The organism is Gilliamella sp. CG22, assembly GCF_046635725.1.
Lineage (GTDB): Bacteria > Pseudomonadota > Gammaproteobacteria > Enterobacterales > Orbaceae > Gilliamella > Gilliamella apicola_I.
Genome location: NZ_JBIDFK010000012.1, coordinates 51,758 through 71,891, shown reverse-complemented (window position 1 = coordinate 71,891; position 20,134 = coordinate 51,758). Strand labels below are relative to the sequence as shown.

The 20,134-nt window shown below is 35.3% G+C and carries 18 protein-coding genes, 1 tRNA gene and 1 other RNA gene; 12 read left to right on the top strand and 8 right to left on the bottom strand.

What is annotated here, in order from left to right; all coding sequences use genetic code 11:
• The coding region (locus ACGH46_RS09955) for a hypothetical protein (protein WP_411605504.1) at positions 1-1,043 on the bottom strand (1,043 nt) is incomplete at its 3' end.
• A 1,114-nt stretch (positions 1,044-2,157) separates the two neighbouring features.
• Entirely contained in the window at positions 2,158-2,910 is a 753-nt protein-coding gene (locus ACGH46_RS09950) for a M48 family metallopeptidase (RefSeq protein WP_267379968.1), read from the bottom strand.
• Positions 2,911-3,066: 156 nt separating this feature from the next.
• On the opposite strand from ACGH46_RS09950, the gene queA reads away from it, so the two are divergent.
• A complete protein-coding gene (queA, locus tag ACGH46_RS09945) occupies positions 3,067-4,101 on the top strand; it encodes a tRNA preQ1(34) S-adenosylmethionine ribosyltransferase-isomerase QueA (RefSeq protein WP_267379971.1) in 1,035 nt (344 codons plus the stop codon).
• Between the two features lie 74 nt (positions 4,102-4,175).
• On the opposite strand, the gene ACGH46_RS09940 is transcribed toward queA, so the two are convergent.
• On the bottom strand, positions 4,176-4,817 hold the full coding sequence (locus tag ACGH46_RS09940) for a M48 family metalloprotease (protein WP_411605501.1): 642 nt from the start codon (positions 4,815-4,817) through the stop codon (positions 4,176-4,178).
• Positions 4,818-4,997: 180 nt separating this feature from the next.
• Between ACGH46_RS09940 and tgt the strand changes: the two genes are divergently transcribed.
• The 3 genes from tgt to ACGH46_RS09925 all read left to right on the top strand — a co-directional run bounded on the left by tgt (position 4,998) and on the right by ACGH46_RS09925 (position 6,448).
• Entirely contained in the window at positions 4,998-6,134 is a 1,137-nt protein-coding gene (tgt, locus tag ACGH46_RS09935) for a tRNA guanosine(34) transglycosylase Tgt (protein WP_220215899.1), read from the top strand.
• 72 nt (positions 6,135-6,206) lie between these two features.
• Positions 6,207-6,283 (top strand) — tRNA-Pro (locus ACGH46_RS09930).
• A gap of 40 nt (positions 6,284-6,323) precedes the next feature.
• Positions 6,324-6,448, top strand: a non-coding RNA gene (locus ACGH46_RS09925) — RtT sRNA.
• Between the two features lie 110 nt (positions 6,449-6,558).
• Here ACGH46_RS09925 and ACGH46_RS09920 read toward each other — a convergent pair.
• Positions 6,559-7,590 (bottom strand): LacI family DNA-binding transcriptional regulator, encoded by a 1,032-nt coding sequence (locus tag ACGH46_RS09920; RefSeq protein WP_411605499.1) that lies wholly within the window; start codon positions 7,588-7,590, stop codon positions 6,559-6,561.
• 320 nt (positions 7,591-7,910) lie between these two features.
• Between ACGH46_RS09920 and ACGH46_RS09915 the strand changes: the two genes are divergently transcribed.
• The 4 genes from ACGH46_RS09915 to rimL all read left to right on the top strand — a co-directional run bounded on the left by ACGH46_RS09915 (position 7,911) and on the right by rimL (position 10,709).
• Complete coding sequence (locus ACGH46_RS09915; RefSeq protein ID WP_065558380.1) at positions 7,911-8,354, top strand: PTS sugar transporter subunit IIA; 444 nt, start codon at positions 7,911-7,913, stop codon at positions 8,352-8,354.
• Positions 8,355-8,386: 32 nt separating this feature from the next.
• Entirely contained in the window at positions 8,387-8,659 is a 273-nt protein-coding gene (locus ACGH46_RS09910; protein WP_065558381.1) for a PTS sugar transporter subunit IIB, read from the top strand.
• A 21-nt stretch (positions 8,660-8,680) separates the two neighbouring features.
• On the top strand, positions 8,681-10,045 hold the full coding sequence (locus ACGH46_RS09905; protein ID WP_267350078.1) for a PTS ascorbate transporter subunit IIC: 1,365 nt from the start codon (positions 8,681-8,683) through the stop codon (positions 10,043-10,045).
• Positions 10,046-10,157: 112 nt separating this feature from the next.
• Positions 10,158-10,709, top strand: coding sequence for a 50S ribosomal protein L7/L12-serine acetyltransferase (gene rimL / locus ACGH46_RS09900; RefSeq protein WP_411605497.1), 552 nt, complete (start codon positions 10,158-10,160; stop codon positions 10,707-10,709).
• A gap of 36 nt (positions 10,710-10,745) precedes the next feature.
• Here the strand turns inward: rimL and ACGH46_RS09895 are convergent, their stop codons facing one another.
• Positions 10,746-12,239 (bottom strand): APC family permease, encoded by a 1,494-nt coding sequence (locus ACGH46_RS09895; protein ID WP_411605495.1) that lies wholly within the window; start codon positions 12,237-12,239, stop codon positions 10,746-10,748.
• A 203-nt stretch (positions 12,240-12,442) separates the two neighbouring features.
• Positions 12,443-13,477, bottom strand: coding sequence for an alcohol dehydrogenase AdhP (adhP, locus tag ACGH46_RS09890; protein WP_411590655.1), 1,035 nt, complete (start codon positions 13,475-13,477; stop codon positions 12,443-12,445).
• Positions 13,478-13,973: 496 nt separating this feature from the next.
• Between adhP and ACGH46_RS09885 the strand changes: the two genes are divergently transcribed.
• Entirely contained in the window at positions 13,974-15,014 is a 1,041-nt protein-coding gene (locus tag ACGH46_RS09885) for a tagatose 1,6-diphosphate aldolase (protein ID WP_267360879.1), read from the top strand.
• A 133-nt stretch (positions 15,015-15,147) separates the two neighbouring features.
• Here the strand turns inward: ACGH46_RS09885 and grxB are convergent, their stop codons facing one another.
• Positions 15,148-15,798 (bottom strand): glutaredoxin 2, encoded by a 651-nt coding sequence (gene grxB, locus ACGH46_RS09880; RefSeq protein WP_411605493.1) that lies wholly within the window; start codon positions 15,796-15,798, stop codon positions 15,148-15,150.
• 2 nt (positions 15,799-15,800) lie between these two features.
• Positions 15,801-16,421 carry a Pr6Pr family membrane protein gene (locus tag ACGH46_RS09875; RefSeq protein ID WP_267360883.1) on the bottom strand — a complete coding sequence of 207 codons (621 nt, stop codon included), beginning with the start codon at positions 16,419-16,421 and terminating at the stop codon, positions 15,801-15,803.
• A gap of 235 nt (positions 16,422-16,656) precedes the next feature.
• Here ACGH46_RS09875 and xerD point away from each other — a divergent pair, with 235 nt between their 5' ends.
• The 3 genes from xerD (at position 16,657) to recJ (ending at position 20,090) form a co-directional block, all read left to right on the top strand.
• A complete protein-coding gene (gene xerD / locus ACGH46_RS09870) occupies positions 16,657-17,556 on the top strand; it encodes a site-specific tyrosine recombinase XerD (RefSeq protein WP_324101240.1) in 900 nt (299 codons plus the stop codon).
• 24 nt (positions 17,557-17,580) lie between these two features.
• Positions 17,581-18,276 (top strand): bifunctional protein-disulfide isomerase/oxidoreductase DsbC, encoded by a 696-nt coding sequence (gene dsbC, locus ACGH46_RS09865; RefSeq protein ID WP_267350088.1) that lies wholly within the window; start codon positions 17,581-17,583, stop codon positions 18,274-18,276.
• 77 nt (positions 18,277-18,353) lie between these two features.
• A complete protein-coding gene (gene recJ, locus ACGH46_RS09860; RefSeq protein ID WP_411605491.1) occupies positions 18,354-20,090 on the top strand; it encodes a single-stranded-DNA-specific exonuclease RecJ in 1,737 nt (578 codons plus the stop codon).
• The last annotated feature ends 44 nt before the right edge of the window (positions 20,091-20,134 follow it).

The following is a 20,134-nucleotide window of genomic DNA, read 5'->3' as shown; positions in this document are numbered from 1 at the left end:
GCATTTTTCAGCCGGGTTTCCGTTGTGTCTAAATGGGCGGTAATGCGATAATCACCTTTGTTCGCTTTTAAGTAAAATGCAACCCGTCCATCCCAGCTCCCTTTGCCGCTGTAGTGATGACTGTCGGCATCTTCCAGTATGGATTGTCCGTCGCCACTGACATTGTTTTGCGCATACGTCACATCCACTATACCCACATAGAAAAGGTCATCTTCCTGCTCCACCACCAGCTTTTCCTGCTGTGTGTGGGTCTGACCCTGCTCATCCTGCCAGCTTAAATCAAACTGATAATCACCCGGCGATAAAATTATCTCGCGCATGGCTCGACCATTGTCATCCACCACTAAGCGCTCACCATTGAGCATCACTGCTTTTTTATCTTCCAGTCCCGCCATTTGAATGACCACTTTACGGTCTTGCGCACTGGTGACGATGCCCTGATGGTTTATTCGGCTTTCACCAAAGCCCGGTATGGTGCTGTCTGATTTTAATTGGCCAAATAATAAATTCGACGTGGGGGTCATTTTGCGGTAGGCGGTGAATGGATTGTCGATTTGTGCACTGCCGTAACCTAAGGTTTTAAATGGCACTGCATAGACGGTATCTTTTTGGCCTGCATAACCGGTCGTGCTTAAAATCGCTTTATACTCGCTGTCAATTGATAACGGCTCACCATTATCCGTTTCCCCGCTCCATAATACGGCCTCATCCGGACTGATATCACTAAAACGGAACGTCTTTAAGGGATATTGGTTATCTAAGTCTGATTGACGGTAAACCGTAATCTGATATTCCGCTATTTTTGAGGGGTAGTTAGTATAGACATAAAATCCCATTGGTGAGGTAAACAGCCCTTGCGAGGTCAGCTTAAGCTTGGGATTATAGATACTTAAGTTAAGCTTTTCTTCTGCATTAAACTCATCCCGGATAATGTTCAATTTGGGCACGTTATCCGTACCGGCATAAACACCATTTGAGCCGAGTAAAAAAGCAGCACTTATCCCCAGACAAGGTAAATGCCGGGTCCAGTTATGTTTTTTCATCTACTTTATTTCCTTTCTTTTTAAGGTCAATTGCTTTATTTTTTTATAATTAAATTTATTTATTAGGTTTTATTGACTAAATTGTTATTCTGCTGACCAATCAAAACAATAATTCATAATCAATTGTTTTTTTAAAAGAAAAACACCTAATTAATGAAACAATAGTTCAACTCATTACTCAATTTTTGGGCTAGCAAAAATGATAAATTTTGAACATAAACTTCTTATCCCTTGATTCAAAACGATTTTTTGAGAAGCGGGCAATTTAACAAAACAAAAATTTTTTTACATATTTTTTTCAAATATTTTCGCAATTATATATTGATCACAAAAAACGATCAATACATAACAACATGATCGCAAAAAACTATCATTACCACATATAACTATTTTTATTAAGATTAATTACGTATAAAAACATGTACTCATTACTTTTAAAATTAAAAAAACAGATGCTAATTAATAACAATATCAATATTTAATTACATAATTTTGCTTATTGATCTTGATTAGACACTATTGGATATTTAACTTTGTAAATTAATCAGCAAAATTTTAAAAAAATCAAAAAAATTTGTTTTCAATTAATGCATTACTGATACAAATCCATTTAATAAATTAAGATAAAGAATTCAATTACAACCAAACTTTCGGATGAGTAAAAATTTTTAAATGTTGCAAATTCATTTCATCTCTATTCGTTTTTAATGATCAGAAAAATTAACAAAACAAGCGTTTTTTTAAAGATAATTTTCAAATATTTTCATAATTATACATTGATCGTAAAAAACGATCAATTTAAACAATTAAAATCAATAAAACCTATTAATTTAAGTATAACTATTTTTAATTTTGCTTAGTGAAGTATGAAAAGAAGCATTAAATTATTTTAACAATCTGATAAATAGATAGTTATTTACAATAATCCTGTAATGACATGACTAAATAGTAAAAATAAGTAGTTTGTAAATGCGAGATGATAGGTAAAGAAATGAAGTATATCTTCTGGATGTCTATTGATTAATATTATTGAATCCGTCTTGAAATTTCAATTTACATAAAAACAAAAAGCACCAACAAATTAGGTGCTTTTGACTCAATTATTGACTCGATATTATTTTTTCAATCTGGCAATCTTTTTACGGATATTAGCCGCACGATCTGATGAAGAAGGATGACTACTTAATAAGTCAGCATTACCACCACCAAGTTTTTCAAAACTCGTTGCAAGCCCTACTGGATTAATGTTTTTCTTAATTAAGAAGTCAAAAGAGTAGTTATCAGCGTCTTTTTCTTGTTTTTGTGAAAATTGAGAGTTAACCACAGCGGTGGCTAAAGTGCCTAATTTAGATTTTGATAACGCAGTTACCGCCGCGTTTCCTGATGAAGCAGCAGCATCACGCGCTATCTCGGTAGCATAAGCAACTTGCATTGCTTTTTTAGTGTGCCCTAAAGCAACATGGCCTAATTCATGCCCTAAAACACCCTGAATTTCATTGTCATTCATGTTATCCATTAAACCACTATAAACACGGACACAACCGTTAGCCATTGCCCATGCATTGATATCTTTATTTAGATATACTTTATATGTAATAGGTGTTCCATTTAAGTTATAGCCGAGTGTTTTGGCAATTTTATTCAATCGTTTAGTATAAGCACTGTTGGCAGACGCAATTTTTGCTTTTGAATCCATTTGAGCACATGCATTAGCGCTGAGTGTTTTTATTTCATCGTCACTAAGTGTTGCTGCTTGAATGCCACGCATACCTAGATCAGTCATATTATCTATACTGTTACAACCGACTAATGACATTGCTGCAACCAAAGGAAGCGCAATGGATAATGTATTTTTGAGATTTTTCATTTTGTTTTCCTTATTTTAAATATAATTACTTTATTCCTAACCTTAGCTAGGCAGCGAAAATTTTAAACTAACTTTAATAATAAGCAATAAATAATTACTTGCTTACTGGTATTATGAGATTTAGACTAATGCCTATTTTTTTCAGACATAGCTATTATGAAACTATCCGACTTTAATTTTTTACTTCCCAAAGAACTTATTGCAAAGCACCCTTCTCAAACAAGAAGTGACTGTCGACTTTTATCTTTAAATGGTCATACAGGAAAGATTGAACACGGAGTTTTCACCGATATTATCAATAAAATTAATCCCGGTGATTTACTTGTTTTTAATAATACTAAAGTTATTCCTGCCCGTTTATTTGGTAAAAAAGTTTCGGGAGGAAAAATTGAAATTTTAGTTGAACGAATTTTGAATGATAATCGTGCCCTTGCCCATATAAAAGCATCAAAATCACCTAAAGAAGGTACCGAACTTTTATTAGGAGATGATGATTCAATTAAGGTGATTATGGTGGCAAGACTTGATACTTTATTTGAACTTCAATTTCCTGATGATGTATTGACTATTTTAAATAAAATTGGTCATATTCCTTTACCTCCTTATATTGATCGCCCTGATGATGAACAAGACCGTGAAGTTTATCAAACTGTTTACAGTAAAGTGCCTGGTGCAGTTGCTGCACCTACTGCGGGGCTCCATTTTGATGAACCTCTATTAAAAAAATTGAAAGATAAAGGCGTTGAAATGGCTTTTGTTACTTTGCATGTTGGTGCAGGTACATTTCAGCCCGTAAGAGTTGAAAATATTGAATCGCATATAATGCATGCCGAGTATGCAGAAGTCCCCGAAACAGTTGTTGAGGCAGTGTTAGCTTGTAAAGCTCGTGGTAATAAAGTTATCGCCGTGGGCACAACATCGGTTAGAGCACTTGAAAGTGCCGCCCAAAAAACAGGCACTATTGCGCCTTTTTTTGCCGACACTCAGATTTTTATTTATCCCGGCTACCAGTTTAATGTGATCGATGCATTAATCACAAATTTTCATTTACCCGAATCGACTTTAATTATGTTAGTTTCAGCCTTTGCTGGTTATGAAAATACAATGAATGCTTATCAACAAGCCGTTAACGAAAAATATCGTTTTTTTAGCTATGGTGATGCGATGTTTATTACTGGCAAACAAATTTAATTGGTGAGTTTTTAAAATTTGCCAATCGAAGTAGTAACCATTTACCCATTGATTGGCAAACGAAGAAAACATTATTACTTAATATTCTTCAGTTTTTGTGAAATATGATTAATTCGTGTTGATATTGCAGGATACGATGTTAAATCAACATCATTATGTACCGGCATTTTCATCAGGATGCTAATCAGTGCGGCAGGGTTTAATTTTTGTTTACGTAACATCTCGATCGCATAATTATCCGCATCAATTTCATTTTGCTGAGCGGTCTCGTTTCTTACCATTACAACTGTTTTATTCGCTTTATCATAAATTTCAATATAAGGGGCATGTTGGAATGAGTGTATCGCATGTTTTAGCGCAATGTGTCCTTGTTCATGAGCAATTACAGCCAATAGCTCATCATCGGTTAACAGTTTAATCAATCCGCTGTTTAAGCGTATACAACCATTTGCTGATGACCAAGCATTAGGCTTTGTATTGAGATAAACTTTATAATTTAATTGAAGATGATTAATCGTGTTAGGCAGATATTGAATAAGACGATGAAGTCGTTGACTCATCACATGATCATGAGCTAGCACAATAGATTGCTTATCTTCATCACGACAAACTTGTTCGTTAAATTTTAGGATATCCTGCTCAGATAACGCGACAATTTGTTTAGAAGAAAGAATAAATTGCGGTTTATTAAGTTGGCTTTGACAACCTGTTATCATGAATAAAATTAAAAATGACAATGATAGAATAATGTATCTCAAAATTTTTAAAATCTCTCCAAATGTTGTCTATTGCAAGTGATCACGATAAACTAGGCGCCGAAATTTAGTAATACGACGACGTATTATATCAATAATTTGCGCCAAACTGTTTATTTGGTCGCACGAGGTTAACAAGACATGAAATTTGAATTAGATAATACTGACGGACTTGCTCGTCGAGGACGTATGAAATTCGATCGCCGTGGCGTCGAATACACCGTTGAAACACCTGCATTTATGCCTGTTGGTACTTATGGTACTGTAAAAGGGATGACACCTGAAGAAGTCGCCGCAACTGGAGCCCAAATCTTATTAGGTAATACCTTTCATCTATGGTTACGACCCGGACAAGAGATTATGCGTAAACATGGTGATTTACATGATTTTATGCAATGGCATGGCCCTATTTTAACCGATTCTGGTGGGTTTCAAGTTTTTAGTTTAGGTGATATTCGTAAAATTAAAGAAGAAGGCGTTTATTTTCGTAATCCAATTAATGGCGATTCAATCTTTTTATCGCCTGAAATTTCAATGGAAATTCAATACGACCTTGGTTCTGATATTGTGATGATTTTTGATGAATGTGCGCCTTTTCCTGCGGAGTGGGACTATGTCAAAAAATCGATGGAAATGTCATTACGCTGGGCAAAACGAAGCCGTCAACGTTTTGATGAACTTGGTAATAAGAATGCATTATTCGGTATAGTTCAAGGTGGTATACATCAAGAATTACGTGACATATCCATTAAAGGATTAACCGAAATAGGCTTTGACGGATATGCTGTGGGTGGATTAGCCGTTGGTGAACCCAAAGCGGATATGCATCGTATCTTAGAAGGCACTTGCCCTCAATTACCGGCTGATAAACCGCGTTATCTAATGGGCGTTGGCAAACCTGAAGATTTAGTTGAAGGCGTACGTCGTGGTATCGACATGTTTGACTGTGTCATGCCAACCCGAAATGCTCGTAATGGACATCTTTTTGTAACCAACGGCGTTATTAAGATTCGTAATGCCAAATATAAAGATGACACAACACCACTTGATCCTGAGTGTGATTGTTATACCTGTAAAAATTACACAAAATCTTATCTTCATCATTTAGATAAATGTGGTGAAATTTTAGGTGCTCGACTCAACACTATTCACAATTTACGCTATTATCAACGTTTAATGGCAGAGATTCGAGAAGCGGTTGCTAACAAACGTTATGAAGAATTTGTTACCGAATTTTATCAACGTATTGGCAAAACACCAGCCCCTTTTACAAAATAAAAAATTATCATCATAATTTTTAGGTGAAACTCTTGACACATCGAGGTTAGCGCAGTATTATGCGCATCCTAACGGCGAGTAGCGCAGCTTGGTAGCGCAACTGGTTTGGGACCAGTGGGTCGGAGGTTCGAATCCTCTCTCGCCGACCAATTTCAAAAAAAAAGCCTGCTCAATGAGTAGGCTTTTTTGTTATTCGCTTCAGTATAAAGGATGAGAACCGACGGAGGTTCGAGCCGAGCGTAGCGAGATAACGTTGCTTTAGCAACGACCCGAAGGGCGAGCATGAAATGCGAGTCATCCTCTCTCGCCGACCAATGTCAAAAAAAAGCCTACTTTTCTAAGCAGGCTTTTTTTGTTTCTGAATTTTGAGAATAAAATTTATCTCATTATTTTCTCTCTTTTATCTAACATATAATACGATCAACTATAAACTCATTCGAGCTTGAATCACTGGCTCTAATTGGGATAATATAGGTTCACTCAAATCCGTTTTGTTATTTAATTTATGTAATATTAAAGTCGCCGTATATTCTCCAATCTGTTTGGAAGGTAATGCGACAGTCGTTAATGGTGGAAAGCTTACTTCACTAAATTCATTATTACCAAATCCACTTACTGCTAATTGATAAGGGACACGAATGTGCCGACGTTGACATTCATAAAGCACACCACACGCTAATTCATCAGTCGTACATATTAAAGCGTCAAGTTCAGGCCAGTTGAGTAATATATCGGAGAGCAAATCGGAACCCGTACTAAAGTTAGCAGGTTTAGCTGCATTAATTACTCTATGATTGGGTAAATGATAAGTTAACATTGCTTTATGCCAACCGTGCAAACGCTGTTGAAAAAAATGATTCTGTTGATTAGCACATAGTAAACCAATATGGTGATAACCCTTTTTAATCGCATACTCGGTAAGCGTATACATAGCTAAACAATCATTTATTTCAACATTTAAATCTATTAAGTCTTCATATTGCTTGCCAATATTCATAATCGGTATTGTTTTGTAATTGGTGATTTGTTGAATTAACCCTTCATCTTCAACATGAAATAACAAAATTGCTTCAAGCTGATAACTGCTTAACGTATTAACTAATTGCGATTCGCATTTGTAATAATGGCACAATTCGATAATTAATGTCGTATAACCTTCTTTTGCTAAGTGAGTTTGCAAAGTATTAAGTAAAATTTTTGCTGTATGATCATATATTTTAGAAGTAATTACCGCGATAACTTTAATCGCCGATGCTGAAGCCAGTAAGCTTGCTGCGACATTGGGTTTATAACCCAATGTCGTAATCGCCAATTGAATTTTTTGACGGAGCTTATCCGAAACTTGCTCAGGTGTCCGTAAAGCTCTTGATACCGTCATAGCCCCGACACCAGCATGTTTCGCGACATCAAACAAAGTGATCTGCCCAGTACTCTTACGCTTTTTTATATCCTGCATGTTTTATCTCAATTAACGTTAACCCTTTTATTTATCTGGCTGTTTGCCCAAAGAATAATGAACTAAATTTTTTCATGGCTAGCAATCAAGTGCAGATTGTTCAAGCTGTTTTTTAATCATGATTATCGATATAATATTAACACTCTAAAAAATATGAGTTATCCATTCATTAAAAATGTTATCTGTATCACAAAACAGAGAAATTTTATTTTAACTTTGATAGCGCTATCACATTTCTACTATTTTTTAATTTCTATTATTGTGCAGTATGTTAATTTTTTAAAAGATATTAACTTTATATCGGTTTTAATGGAGGAAAAATGTTAGGTAAATGGTTAACCAACCAAACAGTCAATATTATTGATTCGGTTAAAGACTGGAAAGAAGCGATACAACTTTGTGCAACACCATTATTAAAAAATAATGCTATTTCACAAAATTACGTGGATGCTATTTTTCAGTTACACGAATCAATAGGACCTTACTACGTTTTGGCACCCGGTATTGCTATGCCACATGCCAGACCTGAACAGGGTGTAAATCAATTAGGATTGTCAATGTTATTGGTCAAGCAAGGCGTTAAATTCAATTCAGAAGATAATGACCCTGTTTATTTAGTGACTTTATTAGCGGCCAATGATAGCACCAGTCACATTGAAATGTTAACGCAATTAGCAACACTCTTCGGTGAATCAAACGATATGCAGACCATTTTTAAAGCACAACATCGTGATGAAATCTTGGCTGTGATTGATCAATATTAAATTAAATAGAAATGAGTAAAAGGATAAACAATATGAAAATTATGGCAGTTTGTGGTTCAGGTCTTGGTAGTAGTTTTATGGTTGAAATGAATATCAAAAAAGTCCTAAAAAAATTAAATATTGATGCAGAAGTTACACATGCTGATTTAGCTTCAGCAACACCCGATCAAGCTGATCTGTTTGTCATGACAAAAGATTTAGCCACCAGTTCTGGGATTCCTGCCGATAAATTAGTGGTGTTAAACAATATTATTGATATCAACGATTTAGAACAAAAACTCGTTGAGCATTTTGCCAAGAACTGAGCAAATCGTTAAGGAGTTACTATGATTCAGGAAATAGTAAAATTTATTGTTGATATCCTAAAAGTACCTGCGGTGCTTGTTGGCTTAATCGCAATGGTAGGATTATTAGCTCAACGTAAATCATTTGCCGATACGGTAAAAGGAACCATTAAGACTATTTTAGGCTTTTTGGTATTAGGTGGTGGTGCAACAGTACTTATTAGCGCAATTACACCATTAGGTATCATGTTTGAACAGGCGTTTAAACTTCAAGGAATCGTTCCTAATAATGAAGCTATTGTATCCATGGCATTAAATGAGTATGGCACAGCAACGGCATTAATTATGGCGTTTGGTATGATTGCCAATATTGTTGTTGCTCGATTTACGCGATTAAAATTCATCTTTTTAACCGGTCATCATACTTTTTATATGGCTTGTATGATTAGTATTATTTTAACCGTCTCAGGGTTTCAAGGTTGGCAATTAGTCTTCACCGGCGCACTGGTTTTAGGGTTAATTATGGCGTTTTTCCCTGCTTTAGCTCAACCACAAATGCGAAAAATTACCGGTAACGATGACGTCGCATTCGGTCACTTTGGTACGCTAGGTTATGTCTTAGCTGGTTGGCTTGGAAAGGCAGTTGGCAAAGGGTCTCGTTCTACCGAAGAGATGAACTTACCAAAAAACTTAAGCTTTTTACGTGACAGCTCAATTTCAATCTCGTTAACCATGATGATTATCTATCTAATTTTAGCCGTATTTGCCGGTTCAGATTATGTTGAAAACAATCTTAGTCATGGCGATAATTATTTAGTTTATGCCATTATTGAGGCGATCACTTTTGCAGCAGGTGTCTTTATCATATTGCAAGGTGTACGTCTAATTCTTGCCGAAATTGTCCCCGCATTTACAGGATTTTCAGAAAAATTAGTCCCTAACGCCAAACCTGCTTTAGATTGCCCTGTCGTATTTCCTTATGCACCCAATGCGGTATTGATTGGCTTTTTATTTAGCTTTTTGGGTGGATTAGTTGGATTATTTGTTTTAGGTCAACTTAACGCGGTACTCATTTTACCGGGTGTGGTTCCACATTTCTTCTGTGGTGCAACTGCTGGGGTATTTGGTAATGCAATGGGCGGACGCCGTGGGGCAATGCTTGGCGCATTTGCTAATGGTTTGTTAGTGACATTTTTACCTGTGGTATTATTGCCTGTATTAGGATCACTAGGTTTTGCCAATACCACGTTTTCTGATGTCGATTTTTGTGGTGTAGGCATTTTACTTGGTAATATGGCAAAATGGTTAAATAAAGATGTTATTATGATGATTATTGTTGCTATTTTTGCTTTATTAGTTGTGTATAACTATGTGGCTAAATCAAAAAGCGAGAGTCAGAGCAAATAATAAACATTTATTGTTTTGTATCCATTAAAATCCATCAAAATTGCCAGACTACACAGTCTGGCAATTTCATAAAAAAGGTCATTAAACTGTTATGTTTTTAAGAGAATAAAGAATGAATGATAACCAACAAGATGAAATTCATGTCACTGAACATATCTATCTTAGTCCTGCAACAACTGATTATGCCAAAGCGTTATACCACATTATTGATTCAAATCGTGTCTTCTTTAGTCAATTTATGACATGGTCAAAATTTGTCAAATGCGAGTCAGATACAGCTAATTTTTTAGCAGATTGTTTTGTCAAACATCAGCGTGATCAAACTAAAACCTATGTAATTTTACATAATAACCTATCAGTCGGGTTACTTTCCTTTAATTATATCGATAAAAATAATAAAACTGCCTATCTCGGTTATTGGTTAGATAGCAAAGCACAAGGTAAGGGTATCATTACACAAGCTATCCAAGCACTCACTCATCATTATGCTGTAAAAAAAATCATTAAACGCTTTGTCATTAAATGTGCTGTCACTAATTTGAAAAGTAATCAAGTCGCTAAGCGTTGTGGTTTTGATTATGAAGGAACACTCAAACAAGCCGAATATCTTAATGATGCGTTTTATGATCAAAATATCTATAGTTTAATTTCAAATTATATTTAAGCTACTTGTCATAAAAATAAACTGGCAATAGCCAGTTTATTTTATGAATTGATTAAATAACATCAAAACTTTAAAAGCAAGTCCTGAACTCACGATATAACCATATGCAATTAATCCGGCAATGATAATTAATGAAGCATATGCAATAGAGTATTGTGTTTTGTTATGATATTTTTTCATTTCACCAAGCGAAAGCTCTTTGTTTTGATTCTTTTTATGATAATAGTAGTATACTGGTAAGCCAATCAAGGTTAAAAAGATTGAAGCAATCCCATTTACAGTTTGATAAATCAACATACCATAAATAACATAAGCAGCCCCGCTTATAGCCACAATAGGAATAATAGGGTATCCAATAACTTTGTAAGGTCTAGGCACATCAGCATATTTTTTTCTGGCAATAATCACACCAATAAAAGTCAGTAGATAAAATACCCAAATCGCAAACATTGAAATTTCTGATAACCGATCAGCATCCAGCAATATCGAATACAAGAATGAAAAAATAACTAAGACAATAATAGCATTAACTGGGGAACGACTATCCTCATCAATCGTACTTAAAAAACGTGCCCCAATAATCGTACCTCGCTCAGCCATACTAAAAATAGTTCGTGATAAGGTCATGATATAACCATTAATGCCACCCAGAATTGAGACCATAATACCAACGGCAACCAAGTTTCCACCGAATTCCCCAAACATGCGTTGTGAAGCAATAGCTGAGGCATCATGTTTTAGTGATACCATTTCCTGTACCGGAAATATTTTAAATAGTGCAATGTTTATACAGGCATAGACAATAATTAAGAATAGGATTCCCAGAATGATTGCTTTAGGTAAAACTTTTGAAGGATTCCGGATTTCACCGGCTAAAGAGGCGACTTGCGCCCAACCGTCATAAGCAAACAGTGTCGCAAGAATGGCAACAGCGAAAGGTGCATAGGTTTCAATACCTTGTCCACTTGCACCAAGTAAGGCGACTTGTCCATTACCTTTCCAAAGACCAAAGATAGCTAATAAAAGGATAGGAATTAATTTACAAATCGTTGCAAAGGTTTGTAAATAGCCTGCCTCTTTAACCCCTATTGCATTAATCAAGGCAATAAAACCTAACACACCTGCACTAACCGCCATTCGATAAGCTTCATCAATATTAAATAATAAGCAAAAAACTGAGCTAAAATAGCCAACAAGTGCCCCTACTAATGATGGCGCAAAAAGAACAGTGATCATCCAACCATAAAGGTGAGATACTTTCGCACCATAAATTTTTTCTAAATAAACTAACATGCCACCAGTTTTAGGAAACATCACCCCTAATTCACACAATGTTAGTCCACCACAAATAGAAAAAATACCGCCTATTATCCACGCTAGTAATGCATAATTATAATCACCAGCGACTTCTAACACTGCGGGTGGTTTCATAAAAGCCCCTGCTCCTAAAACCATTCCGACAACCAGTGATAATGCAGAAACTAGACCAAGATCTTTCCGCAATTTATTTTCTAAATTGTGATCTGACATAAACGTCCTCTTTGAGTAATAATCTATATTAAGGAAAATTTATTTATAATAGAAGTTTATGAATAAAATTCAAGAAAGAATACTGTTAACTATCTGAAAAGAATTAAATTCATACAAAGAATGGGATTTTCATCTTTTAAATATAAAAAAGTCAGCATTAAGCTGACTTAAGCATATAAGTCGAAACCTTTTAGTTACTTTTTTTAGTTACTTCTTTTCATTTTCATATCAATGACCATACGCCCTTGAATTTTTCCTGCTTTCATTTCATCGATCATATCGTTGATATCTTCTAATGGTCTTTTTTCTACGATCGGGACAACTTTTCCTTCTGCACTAAATTGAAATGCTTCTGCAAGATCTTCTCGAGTCCCCACAAGCGAACCTAAAACTTGAATACCATCTAATACTGTTTTAGGAATACTTAAATCCATTGTTTCAGACGGTAAACCCAGTGCCACAACACGTCCTAAAGGGCGAACAGATTCAACAGCCTGATTAAAACCTGTCTTAGTTACTGATGTCACCACAGCACCATGCGCACCACCGCCCGTATGTTGTTTGATGTATGCCCCTACATCAGCTACTTTTTTAGGATTAACGACTAAATCTGCCCCCAATTTTTTACACAACTCTAATTGACTATCACTATTACTAATTGCCACCACTTTGTTATTAAAGACTTTTTTACCATACTCAACCGCCAAAGTTCCTAAGCCACCAATACCAAATACAGCAAGCCATTGCCCTGGTTTGGTATCCGCAACTTTAATGCCTTTATAAGTGGTAACACCGGCACATGTTACACTGGTTGCTTGAGCAGGATCTAATCCTTCCGGAACTTTAACGGCATAATCAGCCTTAACAATACAAAATTCTGCCATACCTCCGTCAACGGTATAACCCGAATTCAACGCACTACGACAGAATGTTTCATTACCCGATATACAATATTCACAAGTCCCACAACCTGCATGAAACCATGCAATACTCACCCTATCGCCAACTTTTAAACTTTTTACATCGGGCGCAACTTTAGTCACTATGCCGACACCTTCGTGACCAATTACTCTACCCGGCTTTTTACCAAAATCGCCCGAAGCAACATGAAGATCCGTATGGCAAAGACCGCAATATTCAACTTCAACTAAAGCTTCACCAGCTTCTAATGGACGGATAGGAATATCTTTAATGTCGACTTGGCCATCGCAAGCATTTCTTATAACAGCAGCTTTCATTTCTTTCTCCTGAATAATTAAAATTTAACTCATAATTGTATTTATTTTAGTCTTATTTTTATTAAAAAATATGCTTATCTTCAAAGTTTTAAAAAAATTTATATCCTATTTTATTTATTGATATTGTATAAAAACCTATAAAGCTAATTAATCTCACTATTTAGAATTTGCATTTTTATTTCAATTTATACAGTGCCGATAGATGAAGTATGAGTAGTTTTGTCTTAGAACTACTGTTTAGTACAGTCTATAGAATACAAAAAATGAATGCGTATTAATGTTAAGTTAGCCAACAGGCATCAACCACATTGACAAATTTTAACGATTTTTCTAGAAAATAATATCAAACTATCACAATGTATCACTTTCCAGAAAGGCAACTAATGAACTGAAATTTAATCATTTTTAGCTTTAATCAAAACTAGCACTAAATGACTAATAAATCATCGAGTAATAAATCTACAATGAAAAATCTTTTTAAATGGAGAGTTGTAAAATGGCTACAAAACGTATTTCTCGTGGTAAATTTACCCGTATGCAACAATTATCAAACCAAGAAGGTATTATTGCTGCGTTAGCAATCGATCAGCGTGGTTCAATGGTTAAAATGATGGAAGCCGCCGTTGGTAAGGATCGTTATCATGTTGATATGGTGTATGAATTCAAAGAGCTTGTTTCTCAAGAATTAACAAAATATGTCAGTGCAATTTTGTTAGACGAAGAGTATGGCTTTAAAGGTATGGCGAAAAAAAATCAAAATGCGGGTTTAATCATTTCTTATGAAAAAACGGGTTATGATGCTAACACACCCGGTCGTTTACCTGACGTATTACCGGAAGATTCTTTACAACGGTTATTAAAAAAAGGGGCAGATGCAGCCAAGGTTTTAGTCTATTACAACCCTGATGATCCACAAGATATTTTAGATAAAAAGCATGCATTTTTAGAACGTATTGGAGATGAAGCAAGAGCGGCTGATATTCCCCTCTTTGTTGAACCTATCGTGTATGATAACACGGTGACAGATGATAAAAGTCCTGAATTTGCCAAAATCAAACCACAAAAAGTGATCAATACCATTAAAGAGTTCACGAAAAACCACTATTACATCGATGTTTTAAAAGTCGAAGTTCCTGTACTTTTTAAACATGTTGAAGGCTTCAATGATAATAATGTTGTAGTGTATTCACAAAAACAAGCTGCGGATTATTTTAAACAAGCCAGCGATGCCGCCACGCGTCCTTTTATATATTTAAGTGCCGGTGTTCCGACCAAAACATTCCATCAAGAGTTAATTTTTGCGGGTGAAAACGGTGCTAAATATAGTGGTATTTTAGGTGGTCGTGCCACTTGGTTTGAAGGTGTTGCCGTTTATGCCAAAGAAGGGAAAGAAGGACTAAAACGCTGGTTAGATACCACCGGACGGGAAAACGTTGAAGAACTCAATAAGATTTTAAAACAATATGCTACGCCATGGTATGACATTTACGGCGGTAAAGACCAAATTGAAATCATTGATCTTAAATTAGGTAATTAATCGCTCAGTTTCAACATGCTAACTACGATTTATCATATTGTTAGCATGGGTTAATACTTATCGTATTCCTATTTTCTAATTGTTAACTCATTAACCTAGGTTAATGAGTTTTTTTGCTTCAAAATATTGGTAATTATACGGCTTTATCAAAAAACAGATTAACCTTACTCTGTTTTGACATCGATTCCAGATAAGCTTTAATTTTAGGCGGAAAGGTCAAACTCTTTACACAAGTTAAATTACGTAATACAGGAAATAATAAGATATCATCCAATGATAAATTACCATTACAAGCATGTGCTGAAACAATCAGGGGTGCTAGTTTATCTAGAATGTTTGATACGGACATGACTAATTCATCAGTTTGTTCAAGACATGCATCAAACGAACCTATTTTTTTGGTTTTATTGGCAACAAAATCATCAATAGCATGTTGAGTTGCAAATTCCGCTAAACCGAGTTTAATATAGCGAGGACACTCTAATTTATAATCATAGTGTTGTAATTGCTTAATTAACGCTGATATTTCGGATGATTGTGATCCAACTAAAATTGGTTTGCCCCCATATTTATTGTCGATGTAATCCACAATATCTAAACTTTCTGGCATATAACTCCCGTCATCTTTTTGCAAAATCGGAACCATTTTTTCGCCGATCATGCTTTGCGGTGTTTCCGAATCATCACTAAGTAAAACGTGCTCTTCAACCGGTATATTTTTCAAACCAAAAATCATTCTTGCTCGTGCACAGAAAGGACAATGTTCATAAATATATAGTTTCATTTTTATCTCCTTAAACGGTCAATACACCATAATAAGAAAGTTAATCCCAAAAATAATAATAGCACTTTACTGACATTATATAATGCTTTTATATAACCTATTTTTTCAATGTTGATAAATGGATACGGATATTGATGTGTAAAATAACCTCGTACGAAGATATAAATAGCATACGCTATCATTGACAATATCGAACCAATAACAACTTTGGCGTTGATACGTCTGAATGGTCCCCAAATAAGCCAACTCAAAATACCTAATAGGGGAATAACAACATGTAAACTTTCATTTGTAAAACGCAATAAACTATTTGGCGGTTGATGAATACCGCGTAAAATTGAGTTATAAATTATTGCAGTAATAATTACACCAATTAAGCCATTTAATCGAATAACATTAAAGCTATAACGGTTACAGTTAGGTTTAAAGGTTAAAAATAGGCAACTTATTGCTAGCATGAGATTGGAAAGAACAGTAAAAAAACTATAATAAAATATTATTCGACCTATCGGCGTACCAGGTTGCCATGGACGAAGCCGAGCATGCCAATAAACATGAGTTTCAATACCAATTACGAATAACGCATAAACCGCGATAAAAAGGTAAATATTTCGCTTTAACATATAATTACATTGAGGAAATTTTAGAAATGATAAGTATATATCAAACAATGCAAGCCACATATTTTTTTCACTAACATCAATAACATTATATCAGTAAAAAGTTAAAATAATGTCTTTTATCATACAATATGATATTCATGATTCAACATGAGTTACACTGCAATTAATTGCTAATTTAGTATATAATATTTTCTATATTTAAAATGTAGAGATAATCTTGGTGTCAAAAAACCACATTCGTCCTCACAATGACAAACTCGTTGAAGAATTCCTCAACGCCATATGGTTAGAACGAAATTTAGCGGAAAATACTATAGAATCTTATAAACTTGATCTATTGGCACTCAATCAATCGCTACAGTTGAAAAATGTGAATTTTATTACTGCTCAGACCACTCATTTGCAAGATTTTTTAATGCAACGGGTTGCCGATGGTTATCAAGCAAGTAGCACCGCACGACTGATGAGTGCAACAAAACGTTTTTTTCAATTCTTATATCAAGAGAATTATCGCACCGATGATCCTTCAGCTGTCCTGTCTTCGCCTAAATTACCCAAAAAATTACCTAAAGATTTAACTGAATCACAAGTTGAGGCTTTGCTTGAATCCCCTAATACTCAAGACTCATTAGAGCTTCGAGACAAAGCCATGTTAGAAGTGCTTTATGCAACCGGTTTACGCGTAACAGAATTAGTAAGTTTAGAAATAAGTGATATTAGTTTACGACAAGGTGTGATTCGGGTAATAGGTAAGGGAAATAAAGAACGTTTAGTCCCACTGGGCGAAGAGGCCATTTATTGGTTAGAATACTATTTTAAATATGGACGCGATGATTTACTTAAATCGGGGCCAGTCGATGTGCTTTTCCCAAGTAGACTTGGAAAAAAAATGACACGACAGACATTCTGGCATCGAATAAAATATTATGCCATACTAGCTGATATAAATATTGAAGCACTTTCTCCTCATGTGCTTCGGCATGCATTTGCTACCCACTTACTTAATCATGGGGCAGACTTGCGGGTTGTTCAAATGTTATTGGGACATAGCAGCCTTTCAACTACGCAAATCTATACCCATGTAGCAACAGAAAGGTTAAAGCAATTACACAGCAAACATCATCCTCGAGCATAGGGTTTAAAAAATAAGGATAAGTAAATGAAAAAATTAGTTTTAGGTTTGGCGTTAATTTCAACCTCAGTTTTGGCAGGTAATAGTGACATTACCGATACCATGAGTAAGCTAGGTTATGAGAATAAAGATTTAAAAATTACCAACACGCCCGTAAAAGGTTTGAAAAGTGTAGTCACACCCGATGGAACCTTTTATGTCACGGACGATGGTAAATATTTAACTCAAGGCCCTATCTATAATGTTGAAGGTGACGAGCCGAAAAACATCGCTAATAGCACTAATTTGGCATTAATGAAAACTATCGAAAAAGATGCTATCATTTACAAAGCCAAAGATGAAAAATATGTGATTTCAGTATTCACTGACTATACTTGTCATTATTGTAAATTGTTGCACGAGAATATAGATCAATATTTAAATAATGGCATTTCAGTCCATTATTTCGCCTACCCTCGTGCAGGTGCTGATAGTGAAGTTGGTAAAAACATGCAATCTATCTGGAGCGTTGCTGATCGCAAAGCTGCTTTTGATAAAGCTTACAAAGGCGATCCTATTACACCAGCTACCAGCGACGTTCCTTATGTTACTCAGCAATTTAACGTAGGTCGACAACTAGGTATAAGCGGTACCCCGTCAATCGTTTTATCCGATGGGCAACTTATTCCAGGTTACGTACCAGCCGATAAATTAATTGAAATCTTAAAAAACACAGCTAAATAATTTTTAATTAAATACTAGCTAAAATTCAAATTTATAATTAATAAGTATGTTAGCGCAAATGCGCTAACATTGAAAATATGAATAAAACTAAATTAGTACGTCGTAAATTACCCGAGTTACATCCTGAATTTTCGAATGACATTCCAACATTATTGCAACGAATCTATGCTCTACGTGGCGTGACATCAAGCAAAGAGATTGATTATGCTGCTCGAAATCTAAGTAATTATGATCAGTTAAATGGTATAGATAAAGCCGTTGAAATTATCTATTCAGCCATGAAAAACAATCAACGAATCATGATTGTCGGCGATTTTGATACCGATGGGGCGACCAGTACCGCATTGGCTGTCCGAGCATTAAAACAGATGGGATGTCAGTTTGTCGACTATATTATTCCTGACCGATTTGAAGATGGTTATGGTTTAAGTGTTGAAGTGGTTAAAAAAGCGATATCATCGAAAGCTGACCTGATTATTACTGTCGATAATGGCATTTCAGCTATTGAAGCAGTCGAATTTGCTAAACAAGCTAATTTGCCAGTCATTATTACCGATCATCATTTATGCCCAAACCCGTTACCTTCGGCGGATGCCATTATTAACCCTAATTTACCTGATTGTACCTTTCCCTCCAAAAATTTAGCTGGAGTGGGCGTGACATTTTATTTAATGTTAGCGTTAAGAGCAAAATTACGGCAAGAAAACTGGTTTAATGATAATCAGTTAGCTGAATTTAACATTGCTAATTTATTAGATTTAGTTGCACTGGGAACTATTGCCGATGTCGTGAAACTGGATCATAACAACCGTATCTTAGTTCATCAAGGCGTTAGCCGAATCCGCTTTGGTTACTGTTGTGAAGGTATTAAGGCATTATTGCAAGTTGCCAAAAAAGATTGCTGTTCATGTAATGCGACTGATCTTGCTTTTTACATTGCACCAAGATTAAATGCCGCTGGGAGAATGGACAATATGTCGCTTGGTGTCGAATTATTACTCTGTGACCACCCTGACACCGCCCTTAACTTAGCAACTGATCTTAATAATTTAAATAATGATCGCAAATTAATTGAACAGACGATGCATCAAGAAGCACTGTCTTTCATTGAAAAAATGGAGAATGAAAAAACCTCGATTCCTCACTTTCTAGTGGTTTATCACCCCGAGTGGCATCAAGGTATCATTGGGATTTTATCTTCCCGTTTGAAAGAAAAATATCATCGTCCGGTTATTTCGTTTGCTTCTACTCAAGATGGTTTTTTAAAGGGATCTGGACGGTCAATTAAAGGAATTCATTTACGCGATTTACTTGATGAATTGCAGCACTTACACCCTGAGCTTATGGTAAGTTTTGGGGGACATGCGATGGCGGTTGGTTTAACAATACATGAAAATGATTTATCACGTTTTACCGCATGTGTTGAAGCATTATTACTTAAACGATTAGATGACAAATTATTAGAAACGGTTATTGAAACAGACGGGGAAATCGATGGACAAGATTTCAATTATTCAATTGCCAAACAATTAAAAGATTCCGGGCCTTGGGGAGAAGGATTCCCTGAACCTATTTTTGATGGTGAATTCATCATTCATCAACAGCGATTATTGGCAGACAAGCATCTTAAATTGGTTTTAGAACCTAAAAATGGCGGACCAATCATTGATGGTATTGCATTTAATGTTGATCGTCTAGAATGGCCTGATTTATCAATAAAACAAGCTAAACTTGTTTATCATTTAGACGTAGATGAGTTTCGTGGTAATCAAGCTGCCAAATTATTGATTAGACATTTGTGGCCTATCGCATAGTTGATCAAAATCGATTATAATTCGCAGAATATTTAAAAGTTACA